General features: G+C 37.9%; 21 protein-coding genes. 8 read left to right on the top strand and 13 right to left on the bottom strand.

Annotated elements, in window-relative coordinates; translation table 11 throughout:
- Position 1: 1 nt before the first annotated feature.
- Both ACFYKX_RS18455 and ACFYKX_RS18450 read right to left on the bottom strand, forming a co-directional pair.
- Positions 2-691, bottom strand: coding sequence for a CoA transferase subunit A (locus ACFYKX_RS18455; RefSeq protein WP_389362545.1), 690 nt, complete (start codon positions 689-691; stop codon positions 2-4).
- Between the two features lie 48 nt (positions 692-739).
- The gene (locus ACFYKX_RS18450; RefSeq protein WP_389362544.1) at positions 740-1,927 is read right to left on the bottom strand and encodes an acetyl-CoA C-acetyltransferase; all 1,188 of its coding nucleotides are present in this window, start codon (positions 1,925-1,927) and stop codon (positions 740-742) included.
- 190 nt (positions 1,928-2,117) lie between these two features.
- Between ACFYKX_RS18450 and ACFYKX_RS18445 the strand changes: the two genes are divergently transcribed.
- The 3 genes from ACFYKX_RS18445 (at position 2,118) to ACFYKX_RS18435 (ending at position 4,260) form a co-directional block, all read left to right on the top strand.
- Positions 2,118-3,032 carry a hydroxymethylglutaryl-CoA lyase gene (locus ACFYKX_RS18445; protein ID WP_389362543.1) on the top strand — a complete coding sequence of 305 codons (915 nt, stop codon included), beginning with the start codon at positions 2,118-2,120 and terminating at the stop codon, positions 3,030-3,032.
- Between the two features lie 58 nt (positions 3,033-3,090).
- Entirely contained in the window at positions 3,091-3,222 is a 132-nt protein-coding gene (locus ACFYKX_RS18440) for a hypothetical protein (protein ID WP_389362542.1), read from the top strand.
- A gap of 96 nt (positions 3,223-3,318) precedes the next feature.
- The gene (locus ACFYKX_RS18435; protein WP_389362541.1) at positions 3,319-4,260 is read left to right on the top strand and encodes an alpha/beta hydrolase; all 942 of its coding nucleotides are present in this window, start codon (positions 3,319-3,321) and stop codon (positions 4,258-4,260) included.
- An 80-nt stretch (positions 4,261-4,340) separates the two neighbouring features.
- Here the strand turns inward: ACFYKX_RS18435 and ACFYKX_RS18430 are convergent, their stop codons facing one another.
- Both ACFYKX_RS18430 and ACFYKX_RS18425 read right to left on the bottom strand, forming a co-directional pair.
- Positions 4,341-4,883, bottom strand: a complete 543-nt coding sequence (locus ACFYKX_RS18430) for a hypothetical protein (RefSeq protein ID WP_389362540.1) — start codon at positions 4,881-4,883, stop codon at positions 4,341-4,343.
- 128 nt (positions 4,884-5,011) lie between these two features.
- Complete coding sequence (locus tag ACFYKX_RS18425) at positions 5,012-5,341, bottom strand: iron-sulfur cluster biosynthesis family protein (protein ID WP_389362539.1); 330 nt, start codon at positions 5,339-5,341, stop codon at positions 5,012-5,014.
- Positions 5,342-5,508: 167 nt separating this feature from the next.
- On the opposite strand from ACFYKX_RS18425, the gene ACFYKX_RS18420 reads away from it, so the two are divergent.
- A complete protein-coding gene (locus ACFYKX_RS18420; RefSeq protein WP_389362538.1) occupies positions 5,509-5,727 on the top strand; it encodes a CDGSH iron-sulfur domain-containing protein in 219 nt (72 codons plus the stop codon).
- A 36-nt stretch (positions 5,728-5,763) separates the two neighbouring features.
- On the opposite strand, the gene ACFYKX_RS18415 is transcribed toward ACFYKX_RS18420, so the two are convergent.
- Together ACFYKX_RS18415 and ACFYKX_RS18410 are read right to left on the bottom strand one after the other, a co-directional pair.
- A complete protein-coding gene (locus tag ACFYKX_RS18415; protein ID WP_389362537.1) occupies positions 5,764-6,099 on the bottom strand; it encodes a YolD-like family protein in 336 nt (111 codons plus the stop codon).
- Positions 6,100-6,115: 16 nt separating this feature from the next.
- The gene (locus ACFYKX_RS18410; protein WP_389362536.1) at positions 6,116-7,375 is read right to left on the bottom strand and encodes a Y-family DNA polymerase; all 1,260 of its coding nucleotides are present in this window, start codon (positions 7,373-7,375) and stop codon (positions 6,116-6,118) included.
- A 221-nt stretch (positions 7,376-7,596) separates the two neighbouring features.
- Between ACFYKX_RS18410 and ACFYKX_RS18405 the strand changes: the two genes are divergently transcribed.
- Positions 7,597-7,794 carry a YqzH family protein gene (locus ACFYKX_RS18405; RefSeq protein ID WP_389362535.1) on the top strand — a complete coding sequence of 66 codons (198 nt, stop codon included), beginning with the start codon at positions 7,597-7,599 and terminating at the stop codon, positions 7,792-7,794.
- A gap of 53 nt (positions 7,795-7,847) precedes the next feature.
- Here ACFYKX_RS18405 and ACFYKX_RS18400 read toward each other — a convergent pair whose 3' ends face one another.
- The 3 genes from ACFYKX_RS18400 to ACFYKX_RS18390 are packed head-to-tail and all read right to left on the bottom strand — an operon-like array spanning position 7,848 to position 10,194.
- Positions 7,848-8,369 carry a DUF3221 domain-containing protein gene (locus ACFYKX_RS18400; RefSeq protein WP_389362534.1) on the bottom strand — a complete coding sequence of 174 codons (522 nt, stop codon included), beginning with the start codon at positions 8,367-8,369 and terminating at the stop codon, positions 7,848-7,850.
- Between the two features lie 51 nt (positions 8,370-8,420).
- Positions 8,421-9,218 (bottom strand): SDR family NAD(P)-dependent oxidoreductase, encoded by a 798-nt coding sequence (locus ACFYKX_RS18395; RefSeq protein WP_389362533.1) that lies wholly within the window; start codon positions 9,216-9,218, stop codon positions 8,421-8,423.
- A gap of 10 nt (positions 9,219-9,228) precedes the next feature.
- Positions 9,229-10,194, bottom strand: a complete 966-nt coding sequence (locus ACFYKX_RS18390) for an MBL fold metallo-hydrolase (RefSeq protein WP_389362532.1) — start codon at positions 10,192-10,194, stop codon at positions 9,229-9,231.
- A gap of 619 nt (positions 10,195-10,813) precedes the next feature.
- On the opposite strand from ACFYKX_RS18390, the gene proC reads away from it, so the two are divergent.
- The 3 genes from proC (at position 10,814) to namA (ending at position 13,953) form a co-directional block, all read left to right on the top strand.
- Positions 10,814-11,650, top strand: a complete 837-nt coding sequence (proC, locus tag ACFYKX_RS18385) for a pyrroline-5-carboxylate reductase (protein WP_389362531.1) — start codon at positions 10,814-10,816, stop codon at positions 11,648-11,650.
- Positions 11,651-11,689: 39 nt separating this feature from the next.
- Entirely contained in the window at positions 11,690-12,829 is a 1,140-nt protein-coding gene (locus tag ACFYKX_RS18380; RefSeq protein ID WP_389362530.1) for a glycosyltransferase, read from the top strand.
- A 107-nt stretch (positions 12,830-12,936) separates the two neighbouring features.
- Positions 12,937-13,953, top strand: a complete 1,017-nt coding sequence (gene namA, locus ACFYKX_RS18375; protein ID WP_389362529.1) for an NADPH dehydrogenase NamA — start codon at positions 12,937-12,939, stop codon at positions 13,951-13,953.
- 135 nt (positions 13,954-14,088) lie between these two features.
- On the opposite strand, the gene rnz is transcribed toward namA, so the two are convergent.
- From rnz to ACFYKX_RS18355, 4 genes are all read right to left on the bottom strand, one after another.
- Positions 14,089-15,015, bottom strand: coding sequence for a ribonuclease Z (gene rnz, locus ACFYKX_RS18370; RefSeq protein WP_389362528.1), 927 nt, complete (start codon positions 15,013-15,015; stop codon positions 14,089-14,091).
- Positions 15,016-15,118: 103 nt separating this feature from the next.
- Positions 15,119-15,916 carry an ABC transporter permease subunit gene (locus ACFYKX_RS18365; RefSeq protein ID WP_389362527.1) on the bottom strand — a complete coding sequence of 266 codons (798 nt, stop codon included), beginning with the start codon at positions 15,914-15,916 and terminating at the stop codon, positions 15,119-15,121.
- A gap of 37 nt (positions 15,917-15,953) precedes the next feature.
- Positions 15,954-16,751, bottom strand: coding sequence for an ABC transporter permease subunit (locus ACFYKX_RS18360; protein WP_389362526.1), 798 nt, complete (start codon positions 16,749-16,751; stop codon positions 15,954-15,956).
- Positions 16,752-16,756: 5 nt separating this feature from the next.
- Positions 16,757-17,641, bottom strand: a complete 885-nt coding sequence (locus ACFYKX_RS18355) for an ABC transporter ATP-binding protein (RefSeq protein WP_389362525.1) — start codon at positions 17,639-17,641, stop codon at positions 16,757-16,759.
- Positions 17,642-18,023 lie beyond the last annotated feature (382 nt).

Here is an 18,023-nt window from a genome sequence, read left to right as displayed (position 1 = left end):
TCTATTTTTGTACCGTTAATCGCTCAATTCGCTTTTCTTGCTTCCCTTGAATCAAACTCTGCACATAAATGCTAGGAGTGTGGATATAATTTGGATCAAGTTCGCCCGTTTCAACCAATGTTTCTACTTCAGCAATGGTTACTTTTCCTGCTGCAGCAATCATTGGGTTAAAGTTTCTAGCTGTTTTATGGTAAACAAGGTTCCCCATTTTATCGGCTTTCCATGCTCGTACCAAACTAAAGTCAGCTACTAAGGCTTCCTCCAGTAGATAATCTTTTCCATTAAAGCTTCTAGTTTCTTTCCCTTCAGCAACAGGAGTTCCCACACCGGCTGGAGTATAGAATGCCGGAATCCCAGCTCCACCTGCTCTAATCTTTTCAGCCAAAGTCCCTTGTGGTAGAAGTTCTACTTCAATTTCACCCGAAAGAACTTGTCTTTCAAATTCTTTGTTCTCACCTACATAGGAACCTACCATTTTTTTAATTTGTTTATTTTTCAGAAGCAATCCTAAGCCCCACTCATCAACTCCACAGTTATTGGAAATGACAGTTAGGTCTTTTACACCTTTTTCGACTAGAGCTAAAATTAGATTCTCTGGAATCCCACAAAGACCAAAGCCGCCGACCATTAATGTAGCTCCGTCTTGAATATCAGCAACTGCATCCTGAAAGGAAGTACAAATCTTTTTCATGCTTTTCTCTCCTTTCTTCTGTAACCGTTTACTTTTTATACTAACCTACTAGGCTAACTCTACGATTGTCGCAACCCCTTGACCGCCACCGATACAAAGCGTCGCTAACCCTTTCTTTGCTTCTCTTCGCTTCATTTCATGAATTAATGTAACTAGAATTCTAGCTCCACTTGCTCCAATCGGGTGTCCAAGCGCAATCGCTCCACCGTTTACATTTAAGATATCTTTGTTGAATTGTAGCTCTTTGTCAACCGCAAGTGATTGAGCTGCAAACGCTTCATTTGCTTCAATTAGTTCTAGTTCTTCCATTGAAACAGCTGCTTTTTCAAGAGCTTTCTTAACCGCTGTAACAGGTCCAATACCCATGATGCTAGGATCAACACCAGCACTTGCATTTCCTTTGATCGTTACAAGAGGTTTTACTCCTAATTCATCTGCTTTCGCTTTACTCATCACAAGTAAAATGGCTGCTCCATCATTGATACCAGAAGCATTACCAGCTGTTACACTTCCATCCTTTTTGAATGCTGGACGTAGTCCTCCTAATTTTTCAGCAGTTGTGCCTTTCTTTGGATACTCATCCGTATCAAACACAATTGGGTCACCCTTACGCTGAGGGATTTCAACTGCCACAATTTCATCTTTAAACTTACCGTCTTCAATGGCCTTTACTGCTTTTTCTTGGCTAGAAGCCGCGAATGCATCTTGCTCTTCACGAGTTAATTCATATTTATCGCATAGATTTTCAGCAGTGATTCCCATGTGGTAATCATTAAAAGCACACCATAATCCATCCGCAATCATGCTATCAACTAATTTTTGATCTCCCATTTTGAAGCCATCTCTTGCGTTCTTTAATAAATACGGAGCCTGACTCATGTTCTCCATACCACCAGCAAGGACAATGTCAGCATCTCCTGCTAAGATAGCTTGCGTAGCTAAATGAACTGCTTTTAAGCCTGATCCACATACTTTATTTATTGTCATAGCTGATACCGTTTCTGGTAGACCAGCTTTTAACGCTGCTTGTCTAGCAGGATTTTGACCAAGCCCTGCTTGTAACACATTCCCTAGAATGACTTCATCTACTTGTTCTGGTTTAACCCCAGCTTTTTCAAGTGCCCCTTTAATGGCTACTGCCCCTAATTCAGGTGCAGATACCCCTTTTAAACTCCCATTAAAGCTTCCAATTGCAGTACGAACTGCACTTACAATGACTACTTCTGTTGATGCCATACAATCTCATCCCTTTCTTTCATCTACATCCTTTTTATATTTCTAGTGAAAACAGAAAAATCCTCTTATTTCGTCTAAAATTCTACTATTTCTTCATTAGTAAAAAATGACAGAGAAGAATTAACTACTAACTCGGAAGGATTAATTTCCTTTTACGCGAAATATATATATGATGCTAGGAGGGGAAAACATGACGATCCATTTACCAAAAGAAGTTACGATTATCGAGGTAGGACCTCGAGACGGATTGCAAAATGAAAAAGTTTTTATTCCAACAGATGTTAAAAAGAACTTTATCAACTCATTGAAGGAAGCTGGCTTGAAAGAAATGGAGCTTACTTCATTTGTATCTCCAAAATGGGTTCCACAAATGGGGGACGCTGCTGAAATCGTAGCTGATTGTCTCGATGAACATACAAGAAACATTGTTTTGGCGCCTAATCGAAAAGGAATTGAGCGAGTAGAATCAACTGACTGTAAAGCAGTAGCTATCTTTGTCGGTGTAAGTGACGGATTTAATAAAAAGAATATTAATAAAACAACAGAAGAGAGCATGATTGAATTAATTCCGATTATTGGTGAATTAAAAAATAAAGGGTATTTCGTGAGAGCTTGTATATCAACTGCTTTCTACTGCCCATATGAAGGCAAAGTGAGTGAGGAAGATACCATCCAATTATGTGAGCAATTTGTAAATGCTGGTGTTGATGAGCTTAGCGTTGCAGACACGATCGGAATGGCTTCACCAACTGAATCATTTTCTTTATTCAGTAAGCTCAAGAAAGCGTTTCCAAATATTCTATTAACGGCTCACTTCCACGATACTAGAAACATGGCGTTAACGAACATTTTTGCTGCTCTGCAAGCTGGTGTTGACCGATTTGATACTTCTGCGGGAGGGCTTGGTGGTTGTCCATTCGCTCCTGGGGCTGCAGGAAATGCGGCGACAGAAGAGGTTGTATATATGCTTCACAGAATGGGAATCGATACAGGTGTGGATCTAGACAAACTAGTCAAAGCAATTGAAGTGGTACGTCCTCACCTCTCTCGCACCATCGACAGTGCTTATTATCGACTTAACAGAGAAACCACCTCCCATGCATAACCTTGCGTTTGTTAACTCATGTTATAAGTGATACTTATTTGAAGGGAGATTTCACAGCATGAGTCAAAAGCGCGATAAAGGCTATAGCCAAAGAGGAAAATCCGATGCTAACAATGTCAAACAAAAAATTTCTGCAGAAGAATTAGATAAGGCGATTCATCCGACTAAGAGACAGAATTCACCTCAATAATGAAAAGACTCGGGAATATATTCCTGAGTCCTTCTTTTTGTTTTAAATCTCTCAATAATGGTAAAATAAAGAAAAATACTTCTCGGAGGGATGGTCTTGAAAAGAGCGTTCCGTTACTTCTTTTCGTTCCTAGTGCTCCTGACATCTTTAGGAGTTTATTTTTCTAATCGAATCATGTATATGAAAACAAAAGAAGCCGACTTTATCACAAATCGTGAAAAAGAGGCAGGAAGATTTAACCCGTTTGACTATGAACATCTGCCGAAAAGAGAAGTCTTAATCGACTCTCCCTTTGGTTATCAACTAAAAGCCGTTGTGGCAGAGCCTCATCAGACAAACAAATACATGATCATTTGTCATGGTGTTACCGAAAATAAAATTAATTCGATTAAGTATATGAATCTGTTTTTAGAGCGCGGATTTAATACAGTTATTTATGATCACCGTCGGCACGGAGAATCAGGCGGGAAAACTACCAGCTACGGACACTTTGAAAAGTACGATTTGAAAGCGGTAGTTGACTGGCTTAGACAAGAGCAAGGAGAAGACCTTGTACTTGGTATTCATGGGGAGTCTATGGGGGCTGCAACCATGCTTCTATATGCAGGGATTATTGAGGATCATGCTGATTTTTATATTGCCGATTGTCCTTTTTCCGATTTTAAAGAGCAGCTTGCGTATCGACTAAAAACGGAAATGAAGCTTCCACCTAAAGTTTTTTTACCAGTTGCCGATTTATTTCTACGTATTAGAGAGAAATATTCTATCAATGAAGTGTCTCCTATAACCGTTATTGAAAATATTAAAAAGCCCATCCTGTTTATTCATAGCCAAAAAGATGATTTTATTTTACCTTCAATGACGGAGGCACTGTTTGAAAAAAAGCAAGGCCCTAAAAAATTATTCTTAGCTGAAAACGGTCTGCATGCTCAATCCCTAAACGAAAACAGGGATGATTACGAAAAAGTAGTAGACGAATTTTTGCATGATTATGTGTTTAAAGATATAGCTCGAACTAAAAGTGAGTTAGATGCTTAAATTAGGTACGCACATGATTTTAGGTCAGCACCTTGAAATATTTATCCATTTAAAAGAGGCTTATGCTAAAAGCCTCTTTTCTAATTCTGTTTGTACTCTTCAATCACCTCTCCTCCGGTCCCTAGACCTCTCACCACTCCGTAAGTTCCGAGTTTAAAATAATATCTTTTGTTATTAATAGTTAATATGTCAGCCTTTGTAAGTACTTGTGTTTGGTTGGATAATTCTACTTCCTTGATTTGTGTATTGTTGATTTCTCCATACAAAACAGATATCTTTTTGAGCAATTTTCCTTTTTTATCATAATTATAAAACTCGTCAAAATGAGTAGTCATGTTTTGATTTTCTCCGTATTCCCAATGGTTATGTCCGACATTTTCCCATCCCTGCTTGTTGTTCCCCTTCATATAGGCTACGGTTAATGCTAGGAAAGATTTGAATTCATTCTGTTGATTGGTTGTATAAAGGACAATGGCCCCATCTTTGATTATTTCTGTATGTATCACTTGTTCTACATTAAATGGAATTTGCTCTTTAATAGCCTCATCTAAAGTAGCCGATTTACAAGCAGTCAACATGATGACGGTCATGATGATAAATATGACCCTTGTACTCCCCTTCACGTTTCCCCTCCTTATTTTTCACGTCTTTATCATTTAATGTAATAAGAAAGGGGATTATTCTATATTTTTCCATTTCACTATTTCTTACCTATTTTTGCAAAAAAAAATAGACCAAATGATTGGTCCACTTACTCCACCGTTTTGTCTATAAAACTCATTCTTGGGTTTAAATATTGATTAGGGCTCTTTAACTGGAAGCAATTTGAGGATGCTGAAAAATCAATTTTTAATTCATCATCTAAAAATACTTCTTTTGATTTTTCAACATATACAGGAACCATATTCGTTTGGATTTCTCTGTCATCCTCATCCAGCTCATTCACAAACCATAATGAGGTGACACCACTTACAACACACCCACAACCTTCAGTATCATATTTCAGCTTCAAGAACCCCTGTTGGTTCTGTATTTTTTCTTGAATTTTCTTACCTGCTACCTCTGTTAACGTAATATTCATCTTCTGAACTCCCTTTTAACGTCATATGACTATTGTAAGAAAGTTGCGTTAAACTAGCAAAGATTGTGCATGACTTGGAAAAAATTTTCATTAAATATTTGCTTTTTCTTCAATTTCCTTTTATGATCGAAGGAAAATGTGACAATTGTGTGAAAGGATGGGATTTGATGTCAAAGGTACAAATTAAAGTAATGGATAATGGATCTCTGCGTGTAACAGGTGACGTGGAATTAATTGATGTTGATGGAAATGTTTTTGAAACGAAGCAAGCCTTTTCCCTCTGCCGCTGTGGCCTATCCGCTAAAAAACCTTTTTGTGATGGTGCCCATAAAGGGAATTTTGATTCTTGTGTTCGTGCAGAAAAAGTATTTGATGATAAAGAGTAATTCTAAAAGTCGTGTATGTTACCAACACGACTTTTTTTACTCATCTGTTAATCGTACATCTGCTATTTGAGAGAGAGGCACTCTGTGCACTTCTTCGAACCGGTCTACGATATGTAACTTTTGGCCGGATTCATCCCAATAGTGAATAGTGCCTATTACTAATTCGTATTTTCGATTCCGGTAATGGGTAACAGTCACACTTTTTCCGAATTCCATTGCATTGAATATGATCTCATTCATCATTTCTAAATGCTGTTCATCCACCTCTTTGCTACTTTCATACATGTCCTCTTTAGCCCAATCACGTAATAACTTAACATGCTCAGGCAACATCATCGATGTCCATTTGATTCTTCCTCGATCTCGAATCATTCGCCGAACTCCTTTCTTACATTTTGTGACCTCCAACCAGCTTTGCACGATGTTTCGCCGTTCCTGCATTCGTATAGGATACTGCTCTTAACAAGGAACCTGGTCCAAACCGCCTCCGAATATGATCAACCACGTATCCTAGTTCTCTTTTTTTCCAGCCATTCAAATCAAAGATATTAAGTTGAAACTCTCGGTCGTCGACAATTTGACTAAGTGCAATGGAGATTTTCCGAACGGTTTTTCCTTCATAGTTCTCATGAAAAAGTTCCAAACAGACCCGGTACAAATCCATCGTGATATTGGTCGGTTGATCAATTGTTCGCGATCGGTAAAAACCACCGCCAAACTCGTCTTGGCTGTAGCCGACACCGAAGCTAATCGTTCTACCTGCCTTAAAGTGAGTTCTAGCTCTTCTCGCAACTTCCTCACACATTTCTAAAATCACATGCTTGATTTCCTCTTCCTCTTTATAATCCCGAAGCAAAACCTGACTTTTCCCAAAACTGATCTGTCCTTCCATAATCGGTGCTCCAATCTCAGAAAGATCAATGCCCCATGCGTGATAGTAAAGCTGATTCCCCATCACTCCAAATTTTTTCTCCAGCTTTTTCAAATCATAGCGTGCAAGCTGCCCTACTGTAAAAATCCCCATACTATTTAATGTTTTTTCCACTCTACGGCCAATTCCCCACATCTCTCTGAGCGGGGACACAGGCCAAAGTTTTTCCGGTATCTCTTCGTATGTCCACTCATCAATTCCCTTCTTCTTCGCATGTAAATCTAGACAAAGCTTTGCCATTAGCATATTAGGTCCTATTCCAATTGCGCATGGTAATTGAAATTCTCGTTCAATATCATCTTTAATTTTTCTAGCGATCGTATGGGCATCTCCCCAAAGATTAATAGCCCCATCCACCTTGATAAAACTCTCGTCTACGCTATACGTATGGATGGCTTCTTTCGGGACATAGCGATGAAATACCTTCGTAATCTCGGTTGATATCCGTAAGTATGTTGCCATGTTCGGTTCTACTACTTTTATACGTGGATCATTGGGGATTTCAAACATTCGAGACCCGGTTTTAATCCCGAATTCTTTTTTCACCTTTGGGGACGCCGCAAGCACAATGCTTCCCTGCCTTTCCTTATCACCTACTACCACCAAATAGCATTCAAGTGGGTCAAGGCCGTGCATAACGGCAGAACAACTTGCGTAAAAGCTCTTCATGTCGACGCACAATATTTTGTTATCTGGCATCTGGCTGTAATCGACCATGACCTTTCCCTCCTGATCAGTGTTTAATCGCTCCAAAAGGAACATCTGTTCTGTATTATATTCTTTATCTTAAGGGAATATACGTTCGGTTTCAATGGTAATAAGGGGAAAATTCTTAAGTTTTTTTGTATTATTTTTTATTTATCACTAGGAATTTTTTGTACAAGCAATCGTGCGAAATGATTGAAAAGGCGCTATAATCAGGATTGAGGTGTGAACATATGGAGAAAAAGTTAGTATACAAAATGGTACAGAATTGTTTTAAACAATATAAACACGAACACGATGGAATTCCACTGAGTGAAAAAGATTATGAGGATCTGTATGAGAGGATTGTGCTAGTTAAAGAAAATGAGAAGGACACTCCATTAAACGATATCATCAATGATGTAGTTTACGAGTTCTTGGCTGGACAATAAAGTACTGCCACAGTTAAAGCTAAAACAAAAAACCGCCTAATGAGGGCGGTAAATCAATGAATACTAGCTTGTTCTGTTTTAAAGTCATAGTAAATGTTAACTTCTTCATCTGTTTCATGAAAGACTCGTAAAACCGATTCAAAGCCATTTCCATCACTAGAAGTCTTGCCATCCAATAAAATAATTGGCTTTTCATATAGACTGTGTGCAAGCGCTAAGATGGCTTGAACAGCTCTCTGCTCTTTTTTGCTATCACTATCATTCATCACGATTAACTTAACTGCTTTTGTTTGACAAGGATAAGATTCAGCAGCGATTCCATTTGACCAAGCCATCACTTTCATCCCAATTTCTAGATCCTCACCTGAAAGCTTACTCCCGTCCTCTTCCATGATGGTTGTATCGTCATCTAGCGCATAGAAGCAATCCTTCACCAATACTCGATTATTTTCGGTATCGGCGATATAAGATTGCACATCTGGATCAGAATGGCCTTTCCCGTCCTTTACAGAACTTGAACCACAGCCTAATAAAAATAACATACAAATCCCAATTGATAACCACGATTTTTTCATAGAAAAATCACCTCATTAAAAATGACGAGGTGATATCTACAAAAGTTACGCCTATTTTTGTTTTAACATCCGTCCTGCAATTTTCTCAAAAAGCCCCGGAAATAGTACATATATCGCACTTCCAAAGTTCATCCACCTTGGCAAGTTAATCTCCCTTGTACGGGTAAACATGGCATCGACGACTTTTTTTGCCACAAATTCAGGTTGTAACATAAACTTCTGAACATTCTTTACATATGTACCCTTTTCATCCGCGATCGCAAAAAAATTCGTTGCAATCGGGCCCGGATTAACAGCAGTAACAAACACATTGAGATTAGAAAGCTCCATTCTTAAACTATTCGTATACCCAAGAACCGCATGCTTCGTAGCTGAATAGACACTGGATTTAGGAGTAGCAATTTTACCAGCTTGGGAAGCAATGTTAATAATATGACCGCTCCTCTGGTCCCTCATATAAGGCAGAACCACACTTGAACAAGCAATAAGGCCAACGACATTCACGTTAAACATTCCTGTAACTTCGTCCACACTTGCTTCGTGAGCCTCGCGAAAAACTCCAAATCCAGCGTTGTTAACAAGAATATCGACACCGCCTAACTCACTAATCGCCTTCGGAAAAGTTTCCTTCACTGAATCGGTGTCAGAAACATCCAGCTGGTACACATTAACTCGTACTTGGTAACAGCTCTCTAATTCTTTCTTTAAATCCTCTAATTTTTGTAGGCTACGAGCAAAAAGAGCAAGATTTGCTCCCCTCCCGGCACAAAGTCGAGCCATCTCTGCTCCAATTCCTCCTGATGCCCCCGTAATAAAAATTGTTTTCCCAATAAGGCTATGTCGCGCCATACTCTCCACCTCATTTAGCTGAATATAAGAGTGCTCCTTGATTTATATTGCTACTATTAATCTCACCTAAATCAGCTAGATAGTCAAGTTGGGCTACCGTTTCAGATATGGTAAGTGAAAGTTCACGTTCATACACTTTTGGAAAAAGACGTTGACATACTTCGAAGGTAGACAGCGTTTCTTCTTCAAGCCATTTTTTAACACGAAGAGCCCGTTCATGCTGCTGCATAAGTCTCTTTTCTATCAACTCCTTTGTATTCGTGACCTCTTCCCCATGACCTGAATAGACAAGGCTAATTGGGTAATCAAGTAGCTTACGTAACGAGTGATTGTACTGTAGCTGTGGTTTGGGCCTTTCGGATTCTCCAGGTAGAGGCGGCTCTAGTAAAGGATTAGGAGATATATGGGCTAGTAAATGATCGCCACCGATGTAGATTCCATCCTTCTCTCTAAATAAACCAATATGACTTTGTGCATGTCCTGGGGTTTCAACAACCGTCCAGTTCTCCAAGCCTAAAGGAGAATCTCCTTCAACTAACGTTCCTGTTAGAGAACGATTACAGGAGTAACGTAACGTCTTTCTCATACGTTCAATTGCGATAAAATACTTCTCTGGAATTCCAAACTCCATAAAGCTTTTTCGATGGAAACGATCATGGTCTATAAAAAAAGCCTCTCCTCGATTTAACCATCTTTCATTAATAGGATGTCCATAGACTTCGAGCGATTCCGGAAAATAGTCTAGCAATCCAGCATGATCGGGATGATGATGGGTTAAAACTACCTGTTCAATGTCGGCTATTGATAGCCCTAAGTCCGCTAACTGTGATTTTAAGGACTCAAAAGCTTCATCTGTTTTTGGACCAACGTCCACAAGTGTTAATCTGTCACCCTTTACAACATATACATTTACATCCCCAACCGGAAAAGGTGTGGGTAGGATGATTTTTGCAATTCCATTGTTCCAATGTGCCATTTTTAAAACTCCCCAAATCATTATATTTAAATAAAATAGTTTTCATATAAGTAATATGCAAGCTAACCTAAAATACACCCATAAAGTAAAGAATAAATAAATAACATAGAGCCATAGCATTAATATATATAACTTTTCGGTTGGTGTATAATTTCCACAATTCCAGAAAAATCTAATATTAACCTTAAGTTTAACTTTATTTTGATAAATTGTCATTATTTTCACATAACTTTTATAAGATGGATTTATAAATTAAAAATTATTACTCTTGACAGACAACCACTATTTCTTGCATAATCACAATTAAAATTTATGAATCGGCAATAAGCAATGATTAGGGCCAGTAAATGGAAAATGACGAAAGAGAGTGTAGCTCAGCGGCTGAAAGGCTTCACCGTCCTCTTGACCATTGAACCTACCTTAAGAGCTGTTAGGAAAACCTAACCGTTTCTCCGGCGTTAACGGATTTGAGCTGCACCTTTCAATGTTTATTTGAATAGGTGAATGAAGGTGGTACCACGGAAGTTAAGACCTTTCGTCCTTTTACTGGATGAAGGGTCTTTTTGTTTTTCCAGAAAGGAAACCAACAGACTTTTTTTAATTCAAGGGAGGAAAAGTGATGAAAAAGTTAGCAATTATTGGAGCTGGATCCATGGCGGAAGCATTAATTTCCGGAATGGTTGAGAATCAATTTATTAATAAAAAGCAAATTTGGGTAACAAACAGAAGGAATGAAGAGAGGTTAAATCAGCTTCAGGAACGATACGGTGTTAGCACCTCCTATGAACTAACTGAGCTTTTAGAGGAAGCAGATATCGTTGTATTAGCCATGAAGCCAAAGGATGCAGCAAGTTCCATTGAGTTGATAAAGCCTTATCTAAAAAGAGAAATGCTTATTGTGTCTGTTTTAGCTGGAGTGTCTATTGAAAGTATTGAACTATTGGCTGAGAAGTCACTATCAGTTGTTAGAGCTATGCCCAATACATCGGCAGCAATTGGGAAATCAGCCACTGCAATCGCCGTAAATGACCATGTATCCTCTAATCAAAGAAACTTAGTGAAAAATATGTTTGATACAGTTGGGCTAACTACAATTGTGGAGGAAGAACAACTAGATGCAGTCACAGGATTATCAGGAAGTGGTCCAGCCTATATTTATTACCTAGTTGAAGCAATGGAAAAAAGTGCAGTTGAGATTGGACTAGAAAGGGAAATGGCAAAGGAACTGATTGTTCAAACATTGGTAGGTGCAGCTGAAATGGTATTAAAAACAACGAAAACCCCTGAACAACTTAGAAGAGAGGTAACAAGTCCGGGTGGAACAACTGAAGCTGGAATTAAAGTATTGGAATCTCACCATGTTCAGCACGCTTTTATCAATTGCATAAAAGAAGCTACCTCACAATCCAAAAGGCTAGGAGTAGCACTAACTGACGGAATTAAGGCAGTAAAGTAAACTCCCAGAAATGATTTACAAAAACAAGGAAGTGCAAAGATGCTAACAATCTTGCTTAGTTTAAGTTTGTTCGTTTGGGGCGTCGCCTTATTAGATGCATATTTAGGCTTTAAGAAGCTCGATAGGTTGGAAGAAGAAAACGGATTAAAAGAAGGACCCAAACTTTCTATCATCGTAGCTGCTAGAAACGAAGAAAAGAACATCGCTAAAAGCATCAAGAGTCAATTAGAACAAAGCTATAAGAATATAGAATGGATCTTAGTAAATGATCGCTCTACTGATAAGACTGGTGAAGTAATGAATGAATGTAAATGCTCTGATTCAAGGATAGAGGTTATTCACATTACCGATTTACCCGACGGTTGGCTAGGCAAAAATTATGCCCTTTACAAAGGGGCTAGGAAAGCGTCGGGAGAATTAATTCTATTCACAGATGCAGATGTAGTGTTTAAGGAAGAAGCGATAGAAAAAGCCATCAATTATTTCAAGCGAAACCAGCTTGACCATTTAACTGCAGCACCTAATTTGAATGGAAAAGGGTTTTGGCTAAAAAGTTTTGTAGCTTTCTTTCTTTTTGGATTTTCATATTATAAAAGACCTTGGCAAGCTAACAAAAAACACTCTAAAACAGGTATGGGAATAGGTGCTTTTAACTTAATTTCAAAACAAGCATATGAAAAGTTCGGAACTCATGAAGCGATAAAGATGCGTCCGGATGATGACTTAATGCTAGGGATGGTAATGAAGCGTAAAGGATTCAATCAGAAAATCGTTACGGCTTTAGGTTTAATTGATGTAGAATGGTACGGCAATGTACGAGAAGCACTAGTCGGCCTCGAAAAAAACACGTTTGCGGGATTGCACTATCGATGGAGTATGGTGTTCTTTGCCATTCTAGGTACATTTTTTTCTCAAGTACTCCCCTTTTTAACTTTATTTTCTCCAAACTTAGTCATCTTTTGGTTAAGCCTAGGGAATGTTATCTTATTGGCTAGTCTATATATTTTGATTGTGAAAAGAATGACAACCTTTTCACCAGTATTATTTTTAGCTTTTCCCTTAACAGCCCTTCTCTTTATATACGCCATTATCAGAGCTAGTTTTTTAACCTTTAAAAGAGGCGGTATTGTATGGAGAGGAACGAAATACCGTCTTAAAGATTTGAAAAAACAGTCTTAAAAAGATTACTGAAGTTCGATTGATCCTATTAAGCATCTTTTTTCTCATTTTCAAAGTCGCCTGTTATACTAATCATATTTAGGATAACGAAATAAGGAGGATTTTCTATGCAACCAAAGTTATTTTCACCATACACAATCAAAGATGTTACGTTTAAAAATCGAATTGTAATGGCTCCAATGTGTATGTATTCTTCTCATAAAGAAGATGGAAAGGTCGAAAACTTCCATTTAACACACTATGTTAGCCGTGCCGTCGGTCAAGTAGGATTAATTATTCAAGAAGCAACTGCTGTTACCCCTCAGGGCCGTATTTCCCCACAAGACTTAGGAATTTGGGACGATGATCATATCGAAGGTTTACAGCAATTAACTACTCTTATAAAGGAGTATGGTGCAAAGACTGGAATCCAGCTAGCCCATGCAGGAAGAAAAGCAACGGTAGAAGGAGAAATTATTGCACCATCAGCGATTGCTTTTAATGACAAATATAAGACGCCTAAGGAAATGACTTTAGATGAAGTCAAAGCAACGGTTGCTGCGTTTGTAAAAGGAGCAGAACGTGCAAAGAAGGCTGGCTTTGATGTAATTGAGATTCATGGTGCTCATGGGTACTTAGTGAATGAATTTTTATCCCCACTGACAAATAGACGGGAAGATGAATATGGCGGATCACAAGAAAACCGCTATCGTTTTCTTCGCGAGATTATTGATGGGATTAAAAAAGTATGGGATGGTCCTCTATTGGTTAGGGTTTCAGCATCTGACTACCATGAAGAAGGATTGAATGTTGAAGACTATGTCACGATGAGCCAGTGGATGAAGGAACAAGGAGTAGACTTAGTGGATGTGAGCTCTGGAGCGGTTGTACCAGCACATATTCCTACATACCCTGGATATCAGGTTACTTTTGCAGAAAAAATTAAGCATGGAGCTTCTATTCCGACGGGTGCTGTTGGATTGATTACTTCAGGCCTACAAGGGGAAGAAATCCTTCAAAATGATCGCGCTGACTTAATTTTTATTGCGCGAGAGCTGTTAAGAGATCCTTACTGGCCACGAACAGCAGCGAAAGAACTTGGGTACAAGTTGGAAAGCCCAGTACAATACGATAGAGGTTGGTAAAAAAAGAGGGCTACCGTGGCCCTCTTTTTTGGTTATTTATAGCTTTCGCGGTTATAATTTGATTTTTAGCGATTATATTTATTTTTTCGCGATTTAAATTAAAAATTGTCACCAAAACAGCACTCTGGAGAGATGCTATTTATTAACAGGAACCACGACCTCCATAAAATCCTCTGCCACAATCACATTAGGAAAGATCGTTTGTGCTTCCTCTGCTAGACTTTGCCACGCCGTACGTTCATATCTTGAGCTAATATGGGTCAAACATAATTTCTTTACGTTGGCTTCAAAAGCTACTTTCGCAGCCTGGGTTGTGGTCGAATGAAAATATTCATATGCCAAGCTTTCCTCTCCCATTGAAAAGGTCGCTTCATGTATTAATAAATCAGCTTCTCTAGCTAGCATAACTGAAGGTTCACAAATTCTCGTATCCCCTAATATCGTAACAACTCTTCCTTTTTGATCAGGCCCACGGAAACGTCCGGACTCAATAGTTGTTCCATCATCAAGAACCACATCTTGCCTGTCCTTAATTTTCTTATAGATAGGGCCGGGTGGTATCCCCTCCTCTTGAAGCTTCTCAACAAGTAGAGTGCCAGGACGGTCCTTCTCCACCACACGAAATCCCCACGAAGGAATTCCATGTTCTAATAACCTAGCTTCCACGACAAACTGATCATCTTCAAAAATGGTTCCTTCCTCTATTTCAACAACATGTAAGGGATATTTTAAGTATGTCTGGCTCACAGATAAACTGATTTCAATATAATCCTTTAATCCTTTTGGCCCGTACAATGTTACTTCCGTTTCTCCGGCTTGGAAAGAGCGGCTCGATAACAAGCCAGGTAGTCCATATATGTGATCTCCATGTAAGTGGGTAATAAAAATCTTCTCAATCCTTCTTGGCTTAATCGATGTATGTAAAATCTGATGCTGGGTAGCCTCTCCACAATCGAAAAGCCAAATCGACCCTCTTTCTTCTAATAGCTTTAAAGCTATCGAGGTGACATTTCGTAGCTTTGCGGGAATCCCTGCCCCTGTTCCGAGAAAAAATACTTCCATATTACACAGCTCCTATCAAGACAAATCCGATGCCTGTTAGACATCGGAAGAATATTACTATTATCATAACGTTTTTCCCTCAAGAGTTTCAATCAAGTATTGATTAAACACTTAAATCTCTCTTTTGGTAAAACACATAGGTTACTGCAATTGAAGATACGATTACAAGAAGGGATAATAAAACATAAACTACTTCAAAGCTACCTCCACTTAACAAGTGTTTCGCTTCAAAATACTTAAATGGGGTAAAGTACTTTAAACCCTCAATTTTACTGTTCATGTCGATCACTACAGATAATAAAAATGTAAACAATAAGATTCCGGTGGACAGGGAAGTAGCGGCTTTTGAGTTCTTATAAACACTTGCAATCGCGGTACCAATGAACATGAACATAAGCTGTAGGATAAACATTCCAATCATTAATTGGATAATATCAGGGGTAATACTCTCCCCATCATTGTAATATTGAACCACCACCAAAGAAGTAAGCAAAGTGATTACGTTTATCAGCGTAATATTTACAAGTGAAGCTGCTACTTTAGAAGTAATCACTCTGCCTCGTGAAATAGGCTTAGATAATAAAAATTCAGCCGTCTTATCCCGCTCTTCTTTTGAAACAATGTTTGCTCCAAGCATAGCTGCATGAATAGTTGTCATGACAATTAAATATAAGAATAAAACTCCATAATACCCACTTACAGTTGATAAATCCAAGGAGCCAGTTCCCATAATGGACTGTAATACTTTTGGCATACTTGCCATTAGGTCATTCATGGATTGCCCAGTTGTCTCAAGCCCTCCATATTTACTCATTCCCCCTGCAACCATAAATACAACGCCGATTGACCAAAGAATGAGTGATTTCCTATGAGCTCTCAATTCTCTAAAAAATAGATTCATCCATCTCCCTCCTTTAGGGGGCAAATAATAAGCAATTTTATACAGCGTGAATATCCTTTTTTATATATACCCAATAGCTAACGCCAATAGCAACGACGATAAATCCTAGTCCTAAGAAAACGAAGGGCCATTCGTACGAAGAGTTTTTAATAATATAAGATGGTTCAAAGTATTTAAAGGGCGTTATAAACCGTATTTTTTCATCGTTAGTTGTAGAAGCAAACATCCCTATAAAGAATAACGCAAACACCGTACTCAGAGATATTGGGAGAACAGCTTTTATTTTTCTTGCCAAGACGGAAACCAATATTCCTAGGAAGAAAAAAATTAATTGGATAAAGAACAATGTTAATGATATCAGTATGAAAATATTCGTGCTAAAATCGTCTGTTTTTACTAGAATGGCAGTTGATGTTGATATTAGTATGAATGCAATATTTGTGATTAAAAGTGATGAAAGGCCTGCTAGGATTTTTGACGACACGACTTGATGACGAGTAACAGGTTTTGTTAATAGAAAATCTGCTGTCTTTTCACGAACTTCCTTTGAAACAATAGATGTGCCTAAATTCATAGCCTGTATAGCCCCGCAAAGTGTTACGTAGAAAAACACATATGAATAAAACCCTAACATGGATGTGATGCTCTCTACTTCTAGGCCTACTGCTTTTCTTAATGCCTCTGGCAATCCTTCTAATAGTTTTTTAACTTCCTCTGCTTCTTTTGCAAAAGAAGGAAACATGGAAAGCAAAAGGATAACAAGTAGTAAGATGGAAGCTGTCCAGATAAATGTAAACTTTTTATAAGCCTTTAATTCATGGAGAAACATGTTCATTGCTACTAGTCCTCCTTTTCATAGTAATGCATAAATATTTCCTCTAAATCAGGCTCTTCTACCCATATATTCGTAATCTCAATATCTGCTATTTTACTCATAACGGAATTAACATTTCCTTTAAATAAGAAGCTAATGGTATGCCCTTTCTGCTCTAAATCGTTTACACCATTAATATTAAAGTGGTTTTTGTCCATTTCACTAACAGTTTCAACCTTGAACTTCTTATAGTTGTTTTCCTTTAGCGTACTTATTTTCTCGAGCGTGACGATTTCTCCCTCTTTAATAATCGCAACACGATCACATAATCGCTGTACCTCACTTAGAATATGGGAGGAAAAAAGAATGGTTGCCCCTTTTCTATTCTCTTCTTTTAACAAGTCAAAGAATTTCTGTTGCATGAGCGGATCTAACCCACTTGTTGGTTCATCTAAAATAATTAGTTTCGGCTCATGAAGTAACCCCTGAACAATTCCTACCTTCTTTTTATTCCCGAGTGACAGATCATCAATTTTTTTATTTAAATCTAAGTTCATGATTTCAGCTAATTCTTTTATTCGATTGCTACAGTCCTTTTTATAAAAGCTCGCAGAGTACTTTAGGAGGTCAATAACTTTCATATTGTCATAATAAAATACTTCCGACGGTAAGTATCCAATTTCTTTTTTGATTTCAGGAGCAAACTTAATACAGTCTTTACCGAAAATAGTGGCACTACCACTCGTAGGATATATTAAAGAGAGCAATGTTCGAATCGTAGTTGATTTACCTGCTCCATTCGGACCTATAAAGCCAAAGATTTCACCTTGTTTAACGGTAAAACTTACATTAGATATTCCCCTGCTACTTCCATAAGTTTTTGTAAGATTTTTAACCTCAATAGCATTCATTAGAGCCCCTCCCTTAATTAAAACAAAACTGCTATATCCACCTTCATCATACTACACTCATAATGGCTACACAATCATTTTATGAAATATTTTTATAATATTAATTCATAATTTTTATATCTACCTATTTATTAGGGATGTTGGATAGTTAGCCGTATTTAGATAAGAATAATATTAGTACTGGATAAAGTTGTTTAATAACCATGGACGGATTTTCCAACTGAGAGGTTAATTAGAAAAAGTTTATAAATAGGTAAATTTTATTTGCTTATTTATGGCGAAACAGCTAAAATTTTGTATTTGTATGGGTATGTTTTTTTAAGACTCGTCTAACGATAGATTTTATTTAGATTATTACATAATTTTTTGTGAATTTAGTTAA

The sequence above is a fragment of the Cytobacillus spartinae genome (genome assembly GCF_042865285.1).
GTDB classification, from domain to species: domain Bacteria; phylum Bacillota; class Bacilli; order Bacillales; family Cytobacillaceae; genus Robertmurraya_A; species Robertmurraya_A spartinae.
This window is presented reverse-complemented; position numbering and strand designations above follow the sequence as displayed.